Below are 25,801 nucleotides of genomic sequence, written 5' to 3' on the forward strand. Positions count from 1 at the left end.
ATGGTCTGGGCTGCAAGATCCGCGGCCTCGGGCGCTTCCACGCCGAACTCCACGATGTTGCCGTAGTTGGCCGTCAGGTCGATCCGGCCGCCCGCCGTGATGCTGTCCAACTGGAATCCGGCCGCCCGGATGTCCACGTCGCCCGACGCCGTGATGGTCAGGGCGCCGCTCACGCCGCTCTGGATGAAGTCCGTGCCGAACCCGTCCGCGCCGTTGTCGTTGTTCAGGTCCGCGATCAGGTACGCGTTCTTCGCCGTGATATTGCCGGCGGCGTTCTGGGTGATGAAGCCGTTGGCCTCCAGGACCAGGGTTCCGGTTCCCAGGTTCACCGCGCTGGAGATGGTCACGTCGTTGGGAGGATCGATGGTCGCGTCGCCGTCTGATCCCGCGCCTCCGTTGACCGTGTATACCGCGTCCGTATCCGCATCCGTTCCGCCCCAGGCGGCGTCGTCAATCAGGAGCAGGTCGCCGCCCTGCTGGCTGTAGATGATGTTGCCGCCGTTGGTGTTGAAGTCGGCTCTCACGTCTCCGGACGGCGTGTTGTATATGTAGATGCTCGCGCCGGAGCCCGTGGTCGTGCCGTCCACCACCAGAGCGTCTATGGTTATGGGATCGGCTGCGGCGCCGATGCCGTCCTCGGCGCTGGCCGTGAAGATATTCGTGTTCACCACCTGGCCGTCGCCGTCCACGATGGCGTCGGACGCGCTGATCAAGGTCACGTCGTTCCCGTTCGGATTGATGATCCCCCCAACCGTCACCGTCCCGGACTGGGAGGCCATGGGAGACCCGGAGCTTCCGTTCCGTTCGCTTCCCCAGGACATATTGTAGCCCGTTCCGGTTCCAGCGGGATTAATGTAATGGGGATGCGGATCAGGACCCTTGTATGAATTTACATAAATGTCCTCGCCGCCGGTTCCATCTATATCGGAGTTCAGGTTGCCCAGGAGGATGTCACCACCCACACTGATAGTGATGCCGCCCCCGGCGTTCATTGTAGCCGTGGGCGCCATGTACATGGCGAATACGGAGCCGGTGTTCCGGCCGACATTGATGTTTTTGTCGGCGTTAATCTTGGTTCCGTCCTGCATGAGGAAGACGTTTACGTCGTCAATATTCACGGAGCCGCCGTTGACAGTTACTTCCGCTGCTCCATTGGGGCCGGATTCCATGCGGAATTCATCGGCGTTCTGGATGAACAGATCCCCGCCGTTCACGGTCAGGGAACCGTTTTGGGTGATGATGATATCCCATTCGTTGCTTCCGCCCGGATTCAGGACCACAGTACCGGCGCCCACCTGAGCATCGTCAATGATGATATGGTTGGCGGTGGATGACAGGATGATCATGTCATGCTTGTTGGCCTGGAGGGTGGTTCCTGAAATTTCGGTGTTTCCATAAATGTACAGGGCGCCCAGTTCGTCGCCGCTGGCGTCCGTGGTAATGGAAGAAGAGCCGTCGAGATTGATTTCGCCGTCCCGCTGGCCGCTGGTTGCATCCACCCACAGGACGATATCTCCGTTGTTGGCGTAGATTGCGCCTTCCACGGACATGACGCCGCCGTCGGTGTTGTTATCGTAGCCGTTGGCGGCGTAAACCAGAACCATGCCGCCGGCGCCTGCAACCCCGCCGTTATCGCCCTGGATGACTATGGAGTTTCCGTCGCCGTCGATGTCGGCTACGGTCAGATCCAAGGCGCTGCCTGATGCATCGTTGGTTTGGAGGATGCTGAAACTTTCGCCCGAGCCCCTGATTTCCGCGTCCACCCGGCCGATTTCCCCGGAGGAGTCCTCCACCAATCTTGCCACGATGTTGAAGGCCGTGGCGTTGGGCAGAGGCGTCAATGAAGCGCCCGGATCATAGGTCTGGTTGTATGCATAAGATCCGCTGCCGAAGCGGGAGGCGTCGTTAATAAATTCGGAACTAAGGGAGTTCGACTTAACAATAAGGTTATGAGAGATAATGGTCAGGGCGCCGCCTGCGCTATCCCTTACAGCGCCTGTGCCGGCAGTAGCTTCCAGGCGAACCGTGCCGGTCCCAACGCTGATATCCACCTTGGAGTCATCCAGGACAAAGTCGGCGTCCAGAGCCGTGTCGGCGGTGAACCCGCTGTCCGGAATGGTTACGTTGCCGGACGTGGAGATGAGGCCCACGTTGTCGTTGCCGTCCAGGGTCCAGGCGTTCACCGTGATGTCCGCATCGTTGCGGATCCACATGGAGGCGTCCAGGTTCAGGGAAGGCATGACCAGGCTGGCCGATCCCAGCTTGCCCAAGGTCAGGGCGTAATTGCCGGTATTGTCAATGGCGATTTCGCCGCCTTCCTCCTCTGTGACCGCTATCAGATTGCGGATGGAGGTTTCAATGGCGTCGCCGTTGGCGTGAGTTTCCGGGCGTCCGGCGCCGCCGGTGAAGGCTTCGGGGTCTTCTATGACCTCGTCGTCCTTGACCCTGCCGATGAAATCGGAGGCCTGGAGGCTGACCCATGCGCCTGAACCTGTTGCAGTGATATCCGTGTACGTGTCGCCGTTATCCAGGATGCCCTTGCTGTAAGAGGTGATGTCCACCACAACGCCGCCGGTTCCCGTAGTCACCAAGCCGCTCAGGAGGATGTCTCCGTCAGCCTGCATGGTAATCACGCCGGAGCCTGCGTCAATCAGGGCGCCGTCGGCCATGGTGATGCCGCCGGAGTTGGAGCCCGCCTTGAAGTCCGCAATGACGTTGACATTAATATCGCCCTTGCCGGAGCCGTTGTTAACGATAATATCGCCGTCAACGCCCATATTGACGTTCTCAGCCGCTATCAGTGACACAAAGCCGTTAATCGCGGAGCCGCCATTGGCGCTGATCCGGCCCTGAAGGTCGATATTGCCGGAGCCTGTTCCCGCGCCCAAGTATATAAGGACCACGTTGGACGCCGAACCGGTAATCGTTCCATTGGCGTCATTGGTAATGCTTCCGTTATTGGCCGTGACTTCAATCTTGGCAGATCCGCCGGAGCCGAATCCCGCCTGGACAGGACCCTGGATGAGCACGTCGCCGCCCAATCCGTTGGAATCCAGATAAACCCCGGCAAGGTTCGGACTCTTGGCTGTGATGCTTCCATGGGAGCCCACCCAAATGGCGTGGGCGCCGGTGTTGTTAGAATTGATGTCCACCACGGCGGCTCCAGTTCCAGCTGATTGAACAGCCCGGAGGGTTCCGTCGATGTTTACCGGTCCGGTTCCGGTTCCCGAACCCTGGAAACGGATCCAGGCGTCGCCCGACCCGGTGTGGTTGGCTTCTATCAATCCGTTGGAGCCCACAGCGATTCCGGCGGTTCCATAAGTATCGATGAAGACCGCAGCCTGGCCGAATGTGGCGTAGGTTTGGATGCTGGCAGAGCCGGTCTGGCCGATGAGCACCGTGCCTGAAGCGTCAATATCCACGGAGCCTATGGTCTCGCCGGTGGCGACGATGCTGGCGCCGTCGCGAAGGACGACCTGATCCGCTGAGTCGATATCCACCACGGCCGTCCAGCTTCCCTTGCCGGCCAGCATATCGCCGTAAACGGTCACGTCGGCGCCGGCTGCGTTGGAGTCCAGTTGGATCAGAGAGTACATCATGCCAATGGCCTGGACTTCCTCCTGGCCTGTGGCGTTATTATCCCTGACGGTAATGCCCTGGGCGCCGCTGGAAGACACCAGCACCTGGGCCACTCCCTCACCATCCACATAGGCCTTTACGAGATTGTCGAGAATCACGTTTCCGCCGGCGTCAACATCAATGGTGGAAAATCCTGTATTTGTTACGGCCTGCATGGAAGCCGAAGATCCCATGGTTACGTCGTCAAGAGACTCCACGGCAACCAAAGAATTCATGCTATTCGATCCGGCGAACATGGCGCCATTGATAAGAACGTCGCCGCCCGCGCCGTTGGAGTCCAGCTGCACCCTGGAATTCCAGCCGCCGTCCGCGTGAAGGCTGGCGTTGGAGTCGATGACCAGGGCGTGGGAGCCCGTATTCAGGGAATTCACATCAATGAGAGCGCTTCCGCCATCTGCATAGAGGCTGCCGTCAATATTGACTTCGCCCGTGGCGTCTCCATTGACGTTAATCTGGATGGTGGATGTGCTGCCCCCCTGCGCCTTGATTTCGGCTTGGCTGCTTACAGTCACCCCGCCTGTTCCGTTCCATACGTCAGCTATCACTTTGGTATTGCCCGTGTTGGCGGTTGCACTGACGCCGCCGTCAATGACCAGGGCGCCGCTGAAAACGTCCATGTCCACAACAGCCGATTGGGAATTGTCGGCAGTGGTCAAATTGGCGATTACATCGCCGGAGGCGCCAATAGTCAGGCCAGTGCCGCCCGCCGTGCTTATGAGGGTCGTCCGGACGTTCTTGGAGCCGGACGCCGTCACTGTTCCCGCGTTGGCGGGGGCGTCTCCGCCGATTACAATATTCTTGGCGGAGATGAAAGCCAGAGCGGTTCCGCTGGCGGCGCTTGCCTTGACAGACCCGGTTCCGGAAGCGCCTACAGAAACGTCGCCGGACGCCAGGATATTGACCGAACCGTAGTTGACGCCCATGGCCTTGACTGAGCCGCCCTGGTTGACTGCCACGCCGTCGGCGGAGTCAATGTCCACCTTGGCAACGCCGTTTCCGGAATTTCCGGCATGGACGACTCCGGTGACGATCACGTCGCCGCCCGTTCCGTTGGAGTCCAGGGTGATCAGTCCGGTATTGGCGCTTCCCGCAGCGTTTTGGGCTGAAATTGTTCCGCTGACCAGTATGCCGGTCGCTCCATTGGCGACCACGCTTACGGTTGCATCTCCGCTGGCGGAGGTCGCCGTTAACACGCCGTTTATGGTTGCGTTCTTTGCCGAAGTCATCTGGATATTGGCTTCTGTATTGTCTCCATCTGCCACAACAAAGTCACCGGCGCCGACCGTAATGCCGGAAGTGGCTGCCGTGCCTGTGCTATTGCTGATGATATTCACAAAAGCGTTGTTGGATCCGGTGGCGTTTACGAGAGCGGAACCGCCAACGTCAGCGCCAATATAGATGTCTGAGCCATCGAGAACAACAGCACTGGTTGCGGCGTTCGTTGCCACCAGGACAGTGCCTGATCCGGTTTTGCCTATGGAAATATCGCCATCGGCGTAAATCTTGGCGAATTCCACGGCGCCGCCAGTGGAGGCGACGTTGACCAAGCCTCCATCATGGACATTGACCCATCCGCCAATGCGGTTTGCCACCGCACCTATGTTTATCTGTCCCTGTCCGGAACCCGTCAGGGCGCGAACCGTCCCACCGTTAATGTCTACATTGCCTCCGGCAAACACATTAATTTGCGACGTATCCGCTGCCAGGGGACCGGAATTGCTGAGGACCGACCCGGTAATGGTGACATCACCTGTAATCTGAGCGGCTGCCGTGCCGATGTTCACTGTGGCGTCACCGCTGGAGGATTCCGCCTTGATGATTCCTTGATTGACCACATTGGCGTCGGAGAACAGGCTGATGGTGGAAGTGTCGGCGCCATTCGCGTATATGCTTCCGCTGCCGCCCACGGCGACGCCGGCCGTTCCGCCCGTGCTGATGATGGTCACCAAAGCCTTGACCGAACCAGAGGCATTCACATTACCAATGCCCAGGCTGCCGATGGTAATATCCTTACCGGAGATGTTCACCGAACCGGTCTTGGAATGGGCGTAGATGGAGCCGCTGGCATCCACAAGCACGTCGCCCGTAGCGTTAATGTCCACAATGTCCTTGAAGCCCACGCCGCCGCTGGCGTAGACGGCGCCGTTGGTGGTCACGGACACATTGGCGGCGTCAAGAACCGCCATGGCGCCGGTGGTTCCGGCGGGCAGCGCCCCCATGGAACTGCTCGTCTTGGCAAAAATGGCGCCGGAGTTTGAAACGGTTAGATCGCCTGCGGCCTTTACGTACAAGTCCACGGTGGTGTCTACAAGCGCGGTCCCGCCGCCCAAGGCGTATATGGACCCGTTAGATCCGGACACGGAAATATTTCCGCTGGTGGATTCCACGTCAATATCCACCGTGGCATTGCTGCCGTCCCAGTCGGACCCGCCTATGGCTGCAGTGCCTCCGCCGCGTTGCTCAACAATAATGTCGCCCTTGGCGGTTACATCCACATTGATGGAGGCGCTGTCGCCCGTCGTGTATGCGCCTATCCATGCATCATAGCCGGTTCCCGCGCCTGACGAACCTCCTAAAACCTGGATGCTTCCGTTAGTCGCCGTCACGTTCATATTGGCGGTGAGGTTAGAGACAAGCGCGGCGGACCCGCTTCCGTAGAGCCAAATTTCAGCCAGCTGGCCCTGCTCCGCATCGATCAGGATGTTGTTGTTTGCCGTGGCATTTAAAGTCTGAACTGCAGAGTCGCCGTAAGTCCAGGTCTGGATGGCGCCCGTTCCTCCTGCGCTTCCGCCAAGCACGGTGATGTCGCCGCCGTCGGCGTTGACATTCAGCGTTGCAACCGAACCGGAGCCGGCGTTCGAACCCGCTTCGGCTTTGATGATGGCTATACCGCTATTGGCGTCCACGATAACGCCGCCGCCTGTGGAGGCGACGTTCATGGCTGCAGCGCCGGAAGCCTGCGTACGCGCCGTGATATAAGCGCCGCCCGCCGCGGCGCCCGTAACAACAATGTCGCCTTGGGCCGTCACGTTCACAACAGTATTGGCGGAGGCTCCGGCGTACACGTTGGTGCTGCCGAAAATTCCATTGCCGCCGTTGACCGCAATGCCGCCTGCAACGGCATTAAGGGTGACCAGAGCGGAGGCGCCCTGGGTGTAGGCGTCCACGTTTTCATTGACTGTTATGCTGTCGGCTGTGATGGACAGTTGAACAAGGGCGCCGTTGGCGGTTCCTATTCCCATGCCGGAAGTGACGCCGTCCATGGCTGTAATACCGCCGATGGTCAGGTCCATGCCCGTGTTGTCCAGCCAGAAGCCTTCGTTGCCCGTGTTGTCGCCCGTATAAATAGCTTCCAGGGCGCTGATCTGCGTGATGAGATTGTTTGCGCTGGCGCCGATGCTGTCGGAAGCGAACATGATCAGTTCCCGGGCGCCGACGTCCGTAGCGCCGGTTCCAACCGTGCTGATGATGCTTCCGCCGCTGGCCGCCAGGGTCGCCCTGTCTTCGGAGGTCAGATGACCGTTAAAGACGATGTTTCCGTTGCTTGTTGAAATGGAGACGTCGCTGTTTCCGGTTCCCGCGGCAATGTCGGACTCCACATTGACGATGGTCACGTCGCCGGCAACCGACTGAGTTACGGTAATGCTTCCGTTCTCCGTGTCCACGTCGGTGAGCGTAATGCCGCCCGTGGTCACGGAGTTGATCCAGATACTGCCTGAGCCCAGGGAATGAGCTGTGTTGATGTTGACTGCGCCCGTACCAACGCCGGCGCCGCCAAGCATGTTCAGATGGATGCCGCCGCTGGTCAGATTGCCGGCGTTCACCACAGGCGTGATGATGTCGATAGCGCCGTTAACCGCGCCGCCCGAGCCGATGCCCAGATCGGCCTCCAGGTCCACGCTGGCTCCGGCGGTGATGTCCACCGCCGTTCCGCCGTCGCCGTCGATAATGGCGCCGCCCTTGGCTTCCACCTGCACGGTGGTTCCCGCCGATGCGGAGCCGGTCAAAATGACGTTGCCGGTGGCGCCCGTTCCCTCGCTTGCATACAGGTCCACGCTGCCCAGGACGGCCTGAACCTGCTGGCCTGCTGCGATGGTCAAATCGCCGCTCATGGCCGCCAGCCAGACGTTGTCGTCGTTTTCCGTGATGCCGCCGGTGACGGTCAGGCCCTTTTCAGCGATTGCCAGAATCTGGTCTCCGGAGCCGCCCGCTGAATCAAATGTCGCGCTCAGGCTCAGGCTGCCCTTCTGGTAAATCTGAATGTTGTCGTTGGAATTGAATGTCGCCGTTCCGCTCATGCCGGTCAGGAGCACGTCCACGGCCTCGTTCACAGGGTCAACCCGGGGATCAATGTAGGCCGCCGTGCCAATGTAGCCGGAAGCGGAGCCCGCCGTGATGGTCAGGTCATGCGCGGCCTGGACCTTGGTGTAGGCGGTCATGGCCGATCCGCCGTCTCCGTCGTCCTCCACGTAGCCGCCAACGGCTGTGATGGTGACGTCGTAGTCGCCGAAAATATCGCCCACGGTGATGTTTCCGGCCTGGTTCTGCAAGAGAACGTTATAGGTTCCCGTGGCGCCGGAATCCGTTGCATACACGTGCTTGGCGTTGAGGTCGCCCACGCCCGTAATGCTGACGCCGCCGTCAATGGCGTCAACAGCCTTGGCGACCGCCGTGCCCGTGGTCGTATTGCCGTAGGTAAGGACAATGGCGCCTTTTTGAGTGTCCACGTCTTCCAGGATAATGCCGTCGGCTTCGTCCACATAAATGGGGCCGCCGTTGAGGCCGGTTCCCGTGGTGTGGGCGATAAGCGTTCCGATTTCCGTATCTATGGAGTTGGCCGCCGTTCCGATTTCATCCCGCGCTATGAGCCTAACCGTTCCGCTGGTCGCGATAAAGTCCGCCGCCGAGTCTCCGCCGGATAGGTCGTTGATGGCGCCGGCTGTAGCGGTCAGGTAGATGTCTCCGGTGGTGTTGCTCACATAATCCACCAGGATGTCGTCGGTTTCCACCACCACAAAGTCTCCCGTGCCGGAAACCGTGGCCAGGATGGAGCCCACCGTGGTTTCAATGGGGTTGCCCGTAGAGCCGAAGGCTGTGGGGTCAGCCACGACCACGCCTGCGTTGGGTGCGATGATGTCAACCTCTCCGGCGCCTGCATCCGTGATCGATCCGTAGGATTCAATGGCAATAGCCCCCGTGGCTATAAAGCCGGGGTTTATGTTCGTAGGATTGCTGGTGGACAGCACGCCCAGGTCAATGCCGTTCCAGCCATACAGGTAAATGCGGCCGGCGCCGGCGTCGATGAGGGAGTCGGCGTCCATGGTGATGGAGCCGTTCATGGCGATGACCGTCACGGGCACATTGCCTGTTCCGGTTCCCAACCCGCTCCCGCCGTTGACGATAATGTCGGCGCCTGCATTAAAGTCAACGTCACCGTTAGCTTGAATATAAACCTGGCCGGAGGAGCCGTTCACTGAAATAGTTTTGTTCAGGTAAATACTCTCGTCCGCAGCAGCGCCGGTGTAAATGAGCACGCTTCCATAGCCGGAGCCCGTTCCCGCCGGATCCACGCTTATGGAGCCGTTAATAGTAATATCCCCGCCGTTGGAACGGATTTGCACGGACCCGCTGGCGGACCCGGTTCCCGATCCCGTACCGGCTTCAATGCCGCCGTTGACGGTTATGTCGCCGCCGGCGCCCTTGGAGTCCAGATAAACCATGAAGTCGGTTCCGCTGCCCAAGGTGAGCAAATCTCCATCAATGACCATGGCGCCGGTTCCGGTTCCGTTTGCAATGACGTCAATCTGGGCTGCCGCGCTGGAACTGGTTACCGTCACATCTCCGCCCACAACAACCTGGGAAGAGCCGGTTCCGCCGCCCAAAATGGTCACATAAGCGGAGCCGCCGGAGGAGGCGGAATTAATGTCCGCGTCCACAGTCAGGCTGCCGGAGCCCGCCTTGATGTAAACCACGGAATCGCCCGTTCCAAAGTTCCATGCGGCGACTCCCGAGTTGGATCCGATGTCCACGCCGCCCGCCGCGGCGATGGCCACGTAAACGGCGCTGCCCGGCGTGGCGTATCCGTTGGGCAGGGAGGTTCCGGCAAGTCCGCTGCCGCCGCCCTCAGCCTGGATCACGCCGGAGCCGGAGCCCACGCTGACATTTCCGCTGCTGCTGACGATGGCGACGTAGGCTTCTTCCGAGCCGGTCGCCGAGACATTTGCGGACCCGCCAATGGAAACGTCGCCTTTGGCGGCAATCCCCACGCGGGCGTCGCCCGATTGGGCCTTGGCGCTAACGTCCGCCAGGGCGCCCAGGGTGACGGTTTCGGCAATGGGAGCGTATCCGCTGCCGCCGCCTAATACGATGCTCATAATATAGACCTCGGCGTCGGAGCCTCCGTTAGTGCTAGCGTCTGCCGTAACCTGTCCGTTTATGGTTACGGCGCCCGAAACCGGGGCTGAGCCGGTGCCAAAACCGCCTATTTTCACGGAGGCGGCGCCAGAGCCGAAGCCGTTGCCGGCCTCCGCTGTAATGGATCCGGAGCTGGCGCCCGCGGATTCAATGTTTATGTCGCCGCTCATAGACATTATCGAAATGCCCGCGTCGCCCGATCCGTTGTTCCTGGCCAGTATGGGCGCGTCTATGGTAATGTCGCCCGCCGCAAAAAATCCGACCGAGGTTGTATCCCCGGCGGCTGCCTGGCCCAGGGCCTGGATGGAGGCGCCTGCGTTTACGTCAATGCTGTTGGCCGTAATGCCAACACCTGCGTACGTCCCGCCGTTGGTGACGGCGTCCGCCAGCATGGAGCCGTCCACCTTCACGTTTCCGGCCGCCATCACGCTTACACTAGCGTTGGCGTCGTAGGAGTAGGCTTTGATTTCGGCGTTTCCGTTGATGTTGACGTTTCCCGTCCCGGTCATTGCTGCAATCGACACGGAGGCTTCCGCGTCGGAGACGGTCAATTGGGCGTCCGCGGCGCCAATGTTGATGTTTGCGCCGACGATCGTAATGTCGGAGTCATAATTAACGGTCGCAGTCTGGCCGCCGCTCACCGTGATGACGGCCTGGCCGGTTTCGCCAATGGAGACGTTTCCAAGGGTCGCAAGCCGCACTCTCGCCTCGTTATCCAAGGCTGTGTCGGTGACAGCCTGAATGCTGGCGCCCCCGTCAATAATAATATCGCCTGCAACTCCACCGGAGCCGCTGCCGGCGCCGATGTATACGGCCGCCCGGCGGCTGGTGACGCCGGCTATTCCCGCCAGGACGCTGCCGTTAATAGTCACGTCGCCAAGGGCCGTACTGCCGTCGGTATCAATATAAATTTCGGAAATGCTGCCGCCCTTGGCCCGAACGATGCCGCTGGCGCCGACGGTGACACCATTGGAACCCGTGGCGTTGATCTTTACTTCGGCCAGGACCGAGCCGGAAGCCTCGACAAGACCGGCGCCGGTCACGCCAATGGCCACGCTGCCTGCGTCAATGGTTACGGAACCGGTCTGGGAATGGGCGGCAATAGAGCCGCTGCCGGTCACGGTCACTACCCCGCTTGCAGCGGTGATGCTCACGATATCCTTAAATCCGGTTCCGCCTTCGGCGTAGATCTTGCCTTTCTCATCCACCAATACATTGCCGGCTTCGATGGTGATTTTTGCGCCCGTTGTTCCGGTCGCACCCGTGCCAAGCGATCCTGCTGTAGCGTCAATGGCGCCGTCGTCATTGACTGTGACATAATTGGCGGCTTTGACGGTCATATCCGCATTGGTATGTCCCACGCCGCCGAATGCCGACACATTTCCGCCGGTAACCGTAACATTGCCGTTAACGGACTCCACGTAATTGGAAACGTTTGCCACGTCGTTTGCAAAGGTCCAGGCGCTTACGCTGAGGGCGCCGCTCTCATCATCAAAGGTGATGTTTCCGTTGGCTGTAATGTCCATATCCACGGTAGCGCCGTCATTGCCTTCCGCCGCTGTAATCCATATTCGGCCCGTACCGCCCAGGGCATCAAGGGTTCCGGCGGCGGCGTTTGCATTCACCGTGAGGGTCACGGCGCCGCCGGTGTGAGCTGTAGACGTCTTTCCAACCGCATAGATAATTGCGCTGCCGCCTTGGTCGGCGTCCATCAGAATGTTTTGTGCATCCACGTCGACGTTCGTGACGGCGTTGTCGCCGTAAGTCGCTGAATAGACCCCGGCAAACTCGCCGGCCGATGACAAAATCCGGAGGTCTCCGCCCTGGGCGTCCACGGTCAGATCAATGGTGGAACCCGAACCCGCTGCGTCTCCGGCATACGCCTTGATAGTGGCGCTTCCGCCACTTGTCGCTCCATCGGCGACAATATCGCCGCCCGTGGAGGTCACGGTTATGGCGGCATCGCCGCCAGCGGTTAAAGCATTAGCCAGTATAAGCGCGTCATAAGTATTGGCTGCCTGGAGCAATATATCCTGGGTCGCTGTTACAGAGACATCCACCGCGGCTGTCCCGGAAGCAAAAACTACGGCGTCGGCGGCTGTGGGCCTTATAGTGATTCCGCCTGCGTCGGCGTTTAAGGTCAAATCCGCATCCGCCCCGGTTGTTTTCGCCTGAATGCTTTCCTGCACCAAAAGGCTGTCCGCATTGATGTCAATAACCAGGTTGCCGGTGGAACTCCCCACGGCCGCGCCCGCAAACACGCCGTCCATGGCGGTGATGCCGCCGATGGTCAGGGCGGCGGCGTTATCCAGGTAGAATCCGGCTGCGGCGTTGCCCGTACCGAATTGGGCTTCCAGGTTGTTCACCTGGGTTTCCAAAACGCCCGTTCCCGCTGCGCCCACGCTTTCGCGGGCGGTAATGACCAGGCCGTCGGACTGGACGTCCAGGACTCCTGTTCCGGCCTTGCTGGATATGGTTCCGTTTCCGGTTCCCGTCCCGGCGGTAAGATATACATCGCCCAGGCTGACAATAGCGCCGGTTGTTGCATTTCCGCCGTCAAACAGAATGTCGCCGGACCGGGCCAGAATGCTGACGTCGTTGGTTGCGGCCAAAAGTGCGTCGGAAACCACGGACTGCACCTTCACGTCCGTATTGGGGCCCGTCACCTGGATGGTAATGGCGCCGCTGTCGGTTTTCACGTCCGTCAGGGTAATAGTGTCGCCGCTATGGGCCATTGTTCCGTTAAACCAGACGTCGCCCTTGACTTCCGCGTAGGCGGTGAGGGAAACGTCGCCCGTGCTTACGTCGTTCAGGAGGATGTCCTGGGCGGAGCCCGCGCTGCCCCGGCTCTGGGCCGTGATGACGGAAGAACGCACTTCAATGGCGGCGCTCATTCCCGCAGCGCCCACGCCTATTTCGCCCTTGCCGCCGGCGTAGCCCGCGTAGATGTTCAGGGTTCCCGCAACAATGTCCAGGACGTTGTCGGAGCCTGCGTCAATAATATCGCCCTTGGCCCAAACGTTCACGATGCCGGTGGTATTGAGCGCTCCGCCGGCTACGCCGGTTCCGCCCAGGGACACGTCGCCGGAGGAGTACACCTCCACCTTGTATCCCCCCGAAGCCGCCGCCTGTCCGGCGGCGCCAATGCCCAGCGTGCCTGTGGTGTTGTACAGAGCCAGGGCCAGGTCATTGCTGCCCGCCGTAAAGGGCGCGTTCAGGTTCATGGAGGTTCCGGCGCCCAAATACACCTGGTTGCCGTCGGTTCCCAGGTTCAGGGTCAATGCGCCGGAAAGGTCAAAAGCGTCGTTGTCGTAAAGCTGAATATGTCCGTTGGATCCGTTCAGGCCGCTCAGGTTCTGGGCGGAGCTGACAGTCACCGCATTGAAAGTGCTCACGTCCAGATCCAGGGCCCTGACTGCGTCGGCGGAATCTTTCACGTCAATGGGAGACGGGTCGGCGGCCGTGCCGCCCACATGCATGCCTGCCTGGATGTCCAGGGTGGCGCCCGCGCTGCCCGGTCCGGAATTGACGCCTCCGCCCGCAATGACCGTGGCCGTGTTTCCGTCGTCGAAAACGCTCTTGTCGGCGCCCAGGGCGTAAATGGTCACATTGCCGAACGCGCCGGCGGGCGCTCCGCCGGCCGTCACGGTCATGACCGTGATGTCGCCGTCATTGGCGTCCACAAAGATGTCGCCGGAGTTGGTGACAAGGCTTTGGAGCGTGATGTCGTCCACTTCCCGGATGTTGATGTCGCCCGTACCGGTGGAACTGCCTATGAGAGCACCCACCTGGGTGTCAATGGCGCCCAGTCCGGTATTGCTTCCAATGCTGCCTCCGGCAATCAAAGTGGCTGAGCCGCTTTCCGCCCTGATGTCCAGGACGGCGTCCGCCGTTGTTTCCAGGATGCTGCCCGTCGTCGCCTTGAGGTATACGTCTCCCGCATGGGAGTAGACGGTTCCCTGGGCAAGGGGCGCCAGTTGGATGTCTCCGGTGTTGGAAATTATTTTGATGTCGCCGGTCGTCGCGCCCGCCGTTTCCACGTCCAGGAGGGTCAGGCCGTCGTATTCATAGATAAAAATGTCGCCGTTTCCGGTCACTTTGGCGTCCAGTTTCGTGACCATGGTTTCAATGGCCATGGTTCCCGTGAACCTGCCTATACCGGTAGCCGTATCAATCACGGTGATGGCGCCCGTCTCATTGGCGACAATGTCCGGATTGCCGTGGTCGCCGGTAAGGATTTCCACCAAGGCGCCGTCGGTCGAAGTAATCGTAACAGCAGTGCCGCCCGTGTGGAAGGTCACGATCTGGCTGATCTCGATGTTTCCGCCCGCCGTGAGGGTGATTGTTCCCGTTCCCGCGCTTACCCGGGCCTCGCCCGTGTTATTCTGGAACATGGACAAAACGCCGTCTCCGCCGCCCGCCGCGTCGGCCGAAATGGTCACGTTCACGCTGCCGCTGAATGTAGACCCTGCATGGGAAACGGTAATATCGCCGTTCACGCCCATGGTCACGTTATTTCCGGCCAGAATCTGGACGGAGCCGGAAGCGGCGTCCACGGTCATGGGGCCACTAAAGACAACGTTAGCGTCGGCGCCGCCCTGGGTATCGACAATTGCACTTGCCCCGCCCTGGCTGACCAGGGCCGTGGCTGCGTCATCCACGGGATTGATGTTAATGGCGCCGTTGACGGTGATATCGCCTTCCAGGGATTGTATGAGCACCGAGCCGGAGGCGGCGGAGCTTCCCGAGCCCGTGCCTGCCTTGATGGCGCCGTTAACAATGACGGAACCGCCGGTTCCCCGAGAGTCCAGGTAAACCATGAAGTCGCCGCCCGAGCCTCCGGCCGTTATGGAGCCGTCCACCACCAATGCGCTGGCGCCGGTTCCATTGGAGGAAATGTCTATCTGGGCTGCGCCGCTTACGCTGGTCGCCGTAACGCTTCCGCCCACATTCACTTGCTTGGAGCCGGTTCCGCCGCTCAGGATACTTACGTAGGCGGAGCCGCTGGAAGCCTGGGAAGTCAAGTCCGCATCCACCGTGAGATTGCCCTGACCGGCGGCAATGAACATCACCGCGTCCCCCGAGCCGTCGTTTATCACGGAAATGCCGGAATTAGCGCCGATATTCACGCTTCCATCAGCGCCAATGGCCACATAATCTGCGGAGCCCGGCGTTGCAAACCCGAACGGCAGAGATGTTCCCGCCAACCCGGATCCCAAGCCATGGGCGATTATCGTCCCCGTGCCGGAGCCAATGGTCAGGTTTCCTGAGGCGAAAATATCCACGTAAGCGCTGGCGCCGCTTCCCGCGGCGGAATCCGCCAGGATGTCGGCGTTTCCTTCCACGGTGACGCCGCCGCCGGCATGCAGGTCAATCCCTGCAAAAGCGGTGGACCCGCTTCCGGCCAGGGCCTGGAGGTCGCTGTTTCCATATACGGTGATATTTCCGTCCACGCTGCCGTTGATCCACCCTGCTGCAACGCTGCCCGTGGAAGCGCTGGCGTCGGCTATCACCTGGGCGTCCAGATGCAGGTCGCCGGAAGCGAACAGCCCCACTTTGGCGCCGCCGCTGCCGCCGGCTGCGGAACTGGCCAGGATGTCGTTATACACGATGAGGTCGCCGCCGCTGGCGGTCAGAGTCACGGAACCGGTTGAGTCCGGACCGCCCAGGGCCTGGATGGTTCCCGCGCCTGCCTTGCCTGCATCAACGGACACGGAGCCGCTTGCGGACACGATGCTCACGTAGGAACTGCGCGATCCCCCGGTGGAGCCGTCCGCCCGAAGATTGACGGCGCCATGCACGGTGATGTTTCCCTCGGAAACAATATCGATGCCGCCGTCGCCCGAACCGCCGGTCGCGTAGATATCCGCCAGAGACCCCAATGCAACCGATCCTGCCACAGGGACGTCCAAGGAGCCTGTGAAATACGAGCCGAAGCCAATTCCCGCCAAAGCAAAGGAGCCGCCGTAAGTTCTGGCGTCAACGTTCACCTGGCCGTTAAGGGTCACGTTGCCCGTGCCTGTTCCGCCGCCGCTTCCAAAGGCGAAAATGTTCAATTGGGCGAAGCCCGAACCCAAGCCATCGCCGGCTTCGACGGTGAGCGCGCCGGAGCTTGTTCCGGCGGATTCCAGGGTGATGTTCCCGCTGGTGGAAATCAGGGAAAGATTGGCTGAGCCGGAACCCGTGTTCCGCACCAGTATGGGCGCATCCACGTTGATGTCGCCCGCGGCCGTCAAGAGTACCTTGGAAGGTATGGGGCCGATAAACCATCCCGCCGCGCCCAAGGCCTGGATGGAAGCCCCGGCGTTCACGTCAATGGAGCCGCCGATCGCCGAACCTGTGAATCCGATGCTGACCACTGCTTTGGACCCGCCGTTGGTTTCCGCGTCAGCCAGGATGGAGCCGTCCACCACTACCGAAGAGCTCAAGGCCTCGACCAAAACAAAGGCGGAGTCCGCATGGGAAATTGCCTGAATGGTTCCTCCCGCGCCAACATCCAGGCCTGCGCCTGCAGTTGCGTTGCTGACAATAAACACAGGCGCGCGGCCGCCCTCAGCGATAACCGAACCCGTTGACTGGCCAATGCTTATGACGCCGGCTTCAATGTTCACTCCTGCGTCGCCGGTATCGCCGCCCCGTACGTTCACCTTGCCAAGCCCGGTGGCCCCGATGGTCAGGGCGCCGTCTGCGTAAAGATCCACCTGCGTGGACATTGTTGCGCCGGAGTTGGCCTCGGCGACCACGCTGCCGCCGCCGTCAATAATAATGTCGCCCGCCACCATGTCTCCACTGCCGCCGAATTTCACGAAGGCTTGCAACGTGGTCAATCCGGTCGCGCCCGTGCCCGAGCCGGCGATGACGTCGCCGTTGACGATGATGTCGCCCAGGCCTGTGCCGTCCGTGTCAAAGGTAATCTGGGAAAACTGGCCGCCCTTGGCCTGGACCACGCCCGAGCCGCCCACGGTAATGCCCGTGTAGCTTGTGGCGCCCGTTGCCTTGTTGGATTCAATGTTGATTTTAGCGTTAACGTCGCCCGTGGCATAGACATTGCCAATTCCAGCCGAGCCTATGACCACGTCCGAGCCGACCAGGGTGACGGCGCCGCTCCAGGAAGCCGCATGGACCACCGAGGTTCCGGCGCCCGAGCCGATAGTGATGTCTCCGTCCGCGTATACCTTGACCCAATCCTGGTTTCTGTTGCCGCCGGAGGCGGAAATACTTCCGCCGTTGCGCACCGTCACGTCGCCGCCTATGCGGCTGCCGGAGGTTCCTATATCGATCTGGGCGCCGTCAAAGCCGTTAATGGACCCGATGCCCACTGTAGCGATAATGGAGCCGCCGTTCACGTCCACGTCGTTATTGGCCTGGACGGCGATTTTCGCCTGACCGGTATTGCCTGCCGAGGCCGTAACGGCAACGCCGTTAGCCACGGTGACGTCCGCCGTGCCCGCGCCGGTTCCGTCGGCGGTCAGCCTGATGGCCGCCGTCTTGCTCGCGCCGGTTATGGTTGCGTTGATGCGTTCGTTGACCGCAATGCTGTCCGCGGTAATGTCTATGGTCAGGTTGCCGGTGGAAGAGCCCGCAGCGGCGCCGGCAAACACGCCGTCCATGGCGGTGATTCCGCCGATGGTCAGGGCGGCGTTATTATCCAGATAAAAGCCTGCCGCACCGTTGCCCGTGCCGAAGTTGGCTTCCAGGTTGCTGACCTGGGTTTCCAGCACGCCCGTTCCCGCGGCGCCCACGCTTTCCCGGGCGGTAATCACCAAATTGGGGGCCTGGACGTCCAGGGCGCCGGTTCCGGCGCTGCTGGCAATGGTTCCGTTTCCGGTTCCCGTGCCGGCGGTAAGATATACCGCACCCAGGCTGACAATAGCTCCGGTTGTTGCATTTCCGCCGTCAAACAGAATATCGCCGGATTTGGCCAGAATACTGACGTCGTTGGTTGCGGCGGAGCCGTCGTCGGAAACCACGGACTGCACCTTCACGTCCGTATTGGGGCCCGTCACTTGGACGGTAATGGCGCCGCTGTCGGTTTTCACGTCCACCAGGGTGATGGTGTCGGAATCATGGGCCATGGTTCCGTTAAACCAGACGTCGCCCTTGATTTCCGCATAGGCGGAGAGGGAAACGTCTCCAGTGCTCACGTCGTTCAGGAGGATGTCCTGAGCGGAGCCCGCCGTACCCCGGCTCTGGGCCGTGATGACGGAAGAACGCACTTCAATGGCGGCGCTCATTCCCGCGGCGCCCACGCCGATTTCGCCGGTATTGCCATCATAACCCGCGTAGATGTTCAGGGTTCCCGCAACAATGTCCACGGAGTTGTCGGAGCCCGCGTCAATGATGTCGCCCTTGGCCCATACGTTTACGATTCCGGTGGTGTTAATGGCGCCGCCGCCCGTTCCTGTACCGCCCAGGGACACGTCTCCCGCGGAGTACACATCCACCTTGTATCCGCCCGAGGCCGCCGCCTGTCCGCTGGCGCCGATGGTCAGGGTTCCGGTCGTGTTGTACATGGCCAGGCCCAGATCGTTGGAGCCTGCATTAAAGGCGTCGTTCAGGTTCATGCCGGTTCCGGCGCCCAAATAAACCTGGTTGCCCGTCCCGCCCACGTTCAGATTAAGCCCTGAAATATTGAACGAACCCGCGTCATAAAGCTGAATGTTGCCTGTATTGCCCGCGTCCTGGGCGGAGCTGACCGTGATGCTGCCGAATGTGCTGGCGTCCACGTCAATGGCCCGCACCGCGTCGGCTTCGTCAAACAGATCGATGGCCGAAACATCGGCGCCCGTGCCGCCCACATGCTTCCCGGCCTGCAGGTCCAGGGCGGCGCCTCCACTGCCCACCCCGGAGGTGGGGCCGCCGCCGGAGATAACCGTGGCCTTGTTTCCGTCGTCCAGAATGCTCTTGCCGGTCCCCAGGGCTTGAATGGTCACGTTGCCGAATTCACCGCCGCCGGTTCCGCCCGCGCTCACGATCATGACCGTAACGTCGCCGCTGGCGGAATCCACAAAGATGTCGCCCGAGTTGGTGACAAGGCTTTGAAGCGTGACGTCGTCCGCTTCCCGGATGTTGATGTCGCCCAATACTGTGGTGCTGCCTTGGATGCCGGCAACCCGGGTATTGATGGCTGCGGCTGCGCCCGTTCCTATTCCTATGCTTCCCGCAGCGGTCAGATAAGCGGTTCCGGACTTGGAGATGATGTCCGCAGCCGTGTCGCTGCCGGAATCCGTAATAGAGCCGCCCTGGGCGTCCAGGACAATGCTGCCAAGGCCGCCGCCGTTGACGTCGGTTGCGTCAATGGCGACCAAGTCTACAGCGATGCCCGCTCCGGTGGAGGTCAGGCTGATGAATTCGCCCGAACCCTGGCCAATGATCTGCACGTCCGTAGCCGTGATGAGCCCGCCCGCCTGGATCACGATGGTTCCGGTCTGGGTGTCCACGTCCTCCAGATTAATGGCGTCGGTTTCCGTAATATAGATGTCTCCGGCGGTGGTCACGCTGGCGTCCAGGCGAACCACCTGGGTTTCAATAGGGCCGTTTCCACCCGTCTCGCCTATGCCGTTGGCAGCCGTGATTGTCGCTCGCGCCACGCCGTTGTTGGCGATGATGTCTTCGGCGGCGCCGCTTGGATCGGCCGCGTCGCCCGCATCCAGGACGGCCCCTGAACTCGTGCTGATGATCACGGCGTTGGTTCCGGCGTTGGTGGTGATGAGCTGGCCGATGGTGACGTTTCCGTCCGCCTGCATGTTGACCACGCCGGCGCCTGCGTCGATCACGGTTCCGTCCGCCATTTGGATCACGCCGTCATTGCTGGCGGAGGTGGAGGATGCAATGGCGCAGCTGAAACTGCCCGAGCCCGCGCCGGTTCCGCCCACAAGGGGATTCACCACAATGTCGCCGTTGGCGTCAAAAATAAGGTCGTCGCCCACCTGGATTCTGACGGAGCCGCTTGAGGCGTAAATATCCACGGGTGCATTGATGGCCACGTCGGCGTCCACTCCGCCTTGGGTGGAGACTATGAATTTGCCCACGCCCGTAGCGCCCACGTCAACGGACACGCTGCCGCTGAGGGTGATGTCTCCCCAATGGGAGGAGATGTTCACGCTGCCAAGGGAGCCCACGCCCGTTCCGGTCGTGAGGCCGCCGGTTATGATCACTTCACCGGTATTTCCGTTGGAGTCGATGTCCACCGTGGAGCTGGTCGTCCCTTTCGCGGAAACGGCGCCGCTGACAATAAGAGCGGCGCTCGCCCCCGTGCCCGTGCTGTTGGCGTCAATGTCCACAACAGCCGTGGCCCCCGTTGCAGAGACGTTATTGTTTATATTCACCCCGCCAACGGTGGCATTCAGAATGACGTCCGCGTCACTGCCGGAGGCGGTAAGTCCGGTTTCTCCGCCGGTTCCGACGGTGATGCCCACGGCGCCGTCCGAAGTCACGGAAACGCTTCCATCAACAATACCGTTTGCAGCCACGTCTTCATTTAGGGATACGTCGCCAACCGCGTCGATTTGGATTGTCGCGATTGTTCCTGTTGCGGCGATGCCGTCCCCGGAGTCATTCAAAGTGACGGCGCCGCCGATGGAATCGCCGGAAAGGCCGATGTTGACGGCCGCCGTGGTTCCCTCAGCCTTAAGGTCGTTATTGATGATTACGTTTCCGCCGGCCAGGAACTCCACCTTGCCTGAGTCTCCCAGGCCGGACCCCGCGTCGGCCAGCACGCCCGTGGCGCCATGGGAGCCCACGGTGATGCCGCTGCTAACGGAATCCACGTTCACAAAGGCGTCGCCGCTGGTGCTTTGCGCCTTGACAATGTTGTCCAGGCTAATGGCGCCGCCTGCGTTGATGTCGATGGAGCCGGTTTGGGCGCTCGCCGTGGCCTGAACCACGCCCAGGGAGCCCATGGTTACGGCATTGGTTGCATTGACGGCGACAAAGGCTTTTTGCGAGCCGGAAGCCGACACTGAGCCTGCGGCCGTTCCGGAGCCGATGACCACGGAGGAACCGCTGAGAGTGGCCGTGCCCGTGGCCGATGCCACGTTGATCTTGCCGGAACCCGAGGTGTCCACGCCCAACTTAACGGCGCCGTCCGCATAGGCCTTGACGTAATCGCTGGCGCCCGCAGCGCCCGTGGCGGAAACCGAACCGCCGCCGAGAATGGTGATGTCTCCGCCAATTTTATTCAAGCCCGTGCCGCCCAGGATCACCTGGGCATGGCCGGCGCCCGTTCCCACCGTGGCTTGAACGGCGCCGCCGTCGACAGTCAGGCTTCCGTCTGCGTAAACGTTCACGCCCGCCGTATCGGCGCCGGTTTTGCCGCCGGTGGCTGTCACGGAGCCGGAAACAACCACATCCCCGCCGACATGATCCCCTGCGGTTCCAATATTCACATAGGCGTCGTCGCCCGAAGCCCCGCCTGCACTTGCTGCTATGGTCCCGGCGATGGAAACGCCGTCGTCCGCGGTGATGGTGATGCGGCCGTCATCGCCTGCGCCGGAGCCCGCCGTAGCCAGAACAGAGCCTCCGGCGTTGACGATCACGTCCGCGCCTGAAGTTCCTCCCGTGCCGCCTGCGGCGTCGATATTGACGGCAGCGTCTCCCGCGCCATTGGCATGCGCAATAGAAGAAACAACCACGCTGCCGCTGGCGGCGGCTGCCGTTCCCGCTTTGATGTCAATGGCGCCGTTGTTGGTTACGGAACTAGCATAAATGGCGTAGGTTCCAGCGCCCGTATTGGCCTGCAGGGCCACATCGGTTCCGGCTTCAATAAGCACGCTCACGGCGGCATTGCCGGTGGCATGAACGGCGGCATCAGCGGCGCCGGCAACGTTTCCACCCTGGATGGAGACGCCTCCTGCTGAGGCTTTGATATCCACATTCGCCGCCCCGCTTGAACTGGAGGCCTCGACCGCCTGCTTGCCCGTGATGGTCACGCCTGTCACGGCGTTGATGTCCACCGTGGCTGAGGCCACGCCCGTGGCTGCCACGGCGCTGCCATGGTCAATATCAACCGAGCCGGCGAAAGCATCCAGCTTGACCGATCCGGTGGCAGTCGCCGTCCCGGCGCCTATGGCCGTAATGGAGGCGCCGGTTCCCGTCACCAGGAGGTTCCGCGCCGCCTGCGCATTTACCTGGGCATTTCCGGCGGCGGCCGATGCGTTGATTGTGCTGGCATTGGCGTCCAGCAAAAGGTCCCTGGAGGCGAGCATGCCGACCAGGGCGGTGTTGGCCGCCTGGGCCTTCACATCGGCGCTGGCGCCAAAATCGATATCCCCGGTTGTGGTCACCAGGATCACTTTGCCCGTGGCGCCCGAGGTCTGAACAATTACGTCGTCGTTCACGTTCAAAGCAGTGGCCGCGATGGATATTTTTTGATTTCCCGTGGCGGCGCCTAAAGCCGCCCCGCCAAACACGCCGGTGTTTGGACCCTCAATGGAAAGAGCCTGGTCGTTTTGCAGATAGAAAGTGGCTGCGCCATTGCTCTTGCCAAACTGGCCTTCCAGTTCGTCCACGTGGGTCATGATCATGTTGGCCTGGGTCCCGATATTCCCGCCGGCTTCCATGTACAGGTAGCCCGTGTCCGCGGTGCTGAGACTGGTAATTTCGATGGCAGCCGTGCCTGTGGCGCTCACAATGGAGCCGGAGGTTGCAGTCAGGAAAATATCGTCGTCGCCCGTAATGTGACCCACGCCCGACGGGGCTGCGGTTCCGCCGAAATTGATGTCGCCGGTGTTGTTGGTGATGGTAATGTCGTGGCCGCCTGTGCCCACGCCGCCGCCGGTATCCGACTCCACGCTGACGATGACGATGGCGTCGCCAAGGACGCCCGAGCGGGTGACGGTGATGGATCCGTTGTTGGCGTCGATGTCCGTGAGGGTCATGGTTTCATTGCCGCCGTTCAGGAAGATATCCCCTGCCCCGTCGTCTTCGGCGGAAATGCCGACACCGCCCTGGCCTGCGGTTTCAATGTATATGCCGCCGTTGTCCGTATGGGCGTTGACTGTGGTGGCGTCTATGCGGAGGAAGCCCACGCCTGTGGAGCCTATGCCGGAATTAGCGGTCAAAACCACAATGCCGCTGGCGCCCGAGGCGGCCGTGATTTCCGTGAGATCCATGGAGGCGTTTATGGACCCGGCGTCCGCATTGACGGTCACGCTCTTGGAGCCCGCCGCATTGGCTCCGGCAAACACCAGCCCATTGAGGTTCACGTCGCCTGTGCCTGCATACAGCCACACGCTGCCGTCCGACCCGGTGACGCTGAACACGGGGTTGATGGTCAGGTCATCGCCGGTCCCGGCGGCGGAGCCCATGGCGGCCAGGGTGATGTTGTCGTCATTTTCGGAAAAACTGCCTGCGATGGTGAGGGAACCGCCCGCGCCGACAAATATCTGGTCGTCTGACCCGCCGCCCGAGGTCAGGGTGTTGATCTTGAGAGAACCCAGGTCGCCCTTTTGGTACACCTGGATGTTGCCGTTGGAAACCAGGTTAAGCTCGTTGCCCGGGAGCACGTCCACGGCTTTCCAGTGGTTATTGGCCAGGGTTGGGTTGATGTCCGTGGATGAGCCGATAAACCCGGACGCGCCCGATGCGGTGATGGAAATGTCGTGCCCGGCTTCCACCTGGGTGTAGGCGGCGCCGTTGAGCCCGTCTCCGTCGTCAACCACGTTGCCCGTGCCCGCGCCGGTTCCAGCAGCCGTGACAATGGCGTCGTAGTCGGCCTTTACGCTGCCCAAAGTGACGTCGCCGGTGTTGGAAGTCAGGGTGACGTCGTAAGAGCCCACCGCCGTATTTTCCAGGGCGTAAACATGCGTTGCAATCAAATCCCCCGCGCCCGTGATAGTCACAAAGCCGTCCTGGGCGTCCACGGCTGTGGCCGTGGCGGTTCCGGTGGCGCCGTTGCCGTAGGTCAGGAAAATGTCGCCGCTGGCGGTGTCCACATTGGCGTAGTCAATGCCATCGTACTCATCCAGGTAGATGTTGCCTGCGACAGAGCTGTCGGCATTAAGCACGGCGATTTGGGTTTCAATAGCCGCTCCGCTGGCGCCGATGCTGCCTGTGGCCGAAAGCGTAGCCGTGCCGTTGGCTGTGATGATGTCGTAATCCACGTCCGCGTTGGCTTCCAGGATGCTGCCCGCCAACGCGGCGAGGGTGATGTCGCCATTCGTGGATTTTACGGAATCCACCAGGATGTCGCCTGCGGCGGATGTGATGGTGATATTGCCAAAAGCTGTCCCCGCGTTTTCCACGTCCCTCAGGGTCAGTCCGTCGGTCTCTGCGATGGTAATGTTGCCGTTGGAGCCCAGATAGGAATCCAGGATGGCAATCTTGGTCTCTATGGCGTTAGAGCCGGTGCCCTGGGTCTGGGCGGTGTTGATGGAAACGATGGCGCCGGCTCCGTTGGCGATGATGTCTTCGGTCCATCCGTTGGGGCCTGCTGCGTTGCCCGCATCATACAGTCCCAGTTCCGTGGAATCGATGTCAACGGCCACGCCGCCTGTTAAGGTGGTAATTACCTGGCCGAGAGTGATATTACCCGCAGCACTCATGGTTATAAGGCCGGAGCCTGCATCCACCACGGCGCCGTCCGCCATTGTGATACGGCCGTTGTTGCCCGCCGTCTGATCAGCCAGAAGAGAAACGGCCACGTTGCCCGTGCCCGCACTGGCGTTGACAATGATGTCGCCGCCAGCGGCCATGAAAATATGATCGCCGGCCTTGAGCGAAATGTAGGAGGTCGCTCCCGTGGTGGATTCGTTCAATGCAATGGCATTATTCAGGTAGATGGAAGCGCCGTTGCCCACGTTGGTGTCGATATCGACCTGGCCATAAGACCCAAAGTTGCCGGTGATGGCGCCGTTAAGCTCCATGGTTCCCCGGTTGGAGTCAATATCTATAACGCCGTTCCCGGTGGAGGAAGATCCCAGAATAGCGCCGTCAATGACCACTGCCCCGGCGGCCCCCTGGGAATTGATGGTTACGTCGGCGTAAGATCCGGCGGCCAGATTCCGGGCCGTGAGGTCGCCAATCACATGAATCGCCCATTTAGAGGAAGAGCCGAACCCATTACCTTGGGAACTGATGTCTATGGAGGCGTCTCCGCTGTTGGCGGAGGCTGTCACGGCGCCGCCGATTTTCACCTGATTGCTTCCCGTTCCAGCGCCTGCAATTGTGACGGTTGCAGAGCCCGAATTATTATTAGCGGCTGTAATAGCGCCGTTTCCGAGTTGGATCTCGCCTGCCGCGGCGTCGGTGCTCTCAATGAGAACAGAGGAAACGCCAAAGGACCCGGAAGCCTGGATGGCCACGCCGTCTTCCGAAGTAACGGAGTCGCCTACTATGGAAACATCGCCATTGCCCGAGCCGCCCGCAGCCCTGACAGAGGCCGCGCCGGCGCCTAGATAAATGTTTCCTCCAACCGGGATTCCCGTCCCTGCTTCTCCAATATTTACCGTAGCGATGATGGCGCTTGACGCGTCGGCGAAAATGTTGGCCGCGTAATTGCCGCCGGCGCCGTCGCCGATGCGCACATCGCCCCCGGCGATGACATCAATGCCCGCATTGCCGCTGTTTGCAGCCGTGGCCGTGACGTTGGCGTTGAGAACGAGGTCGCCCGCGCTGCCGGCCGCGGCTTGCAAGGTCACCTGCGCATTGCCTCCGCTGCCGCCGGCGGAGGCATCTATCGAAGCCGCTCCCGTAGCCGTCCAGGCTGTGCCAGCCAGATTCAACAACCCGTCTACATACAGGTAGCCCT

Annotated in this window: 1 protein-coding gene (cut by a window edge); it reads right to left on the minus strand. The window is 61.2% G+C overall.

Annotated elements, in window-relative coordinates; genetic code table 11:
• Nucleotides 1–25,801 carry part of the coding region annotated (locus BUE18_RS28120) for an S-layer family protein (protein ID WP_073478746.1) on the minus strand (this coding region is incomplete at both ends). The annotated region continues 9,652 nt past the right edge of the window, so 25,801 of the 35,453 annotated nt are shown.

The sequence above is a fragment of the Desulfatibacillum alkenivorans DSM 16219 genome (assembly GCF_900142135.1).
Taxonomy (GTDB): Bacteria; Desulfobacterota; Desulfobacteria; order Desulfobacterales; family Desulfatibacillaceae; genus Desulfatibacillum; species Desulfatibacillum alkenivorans.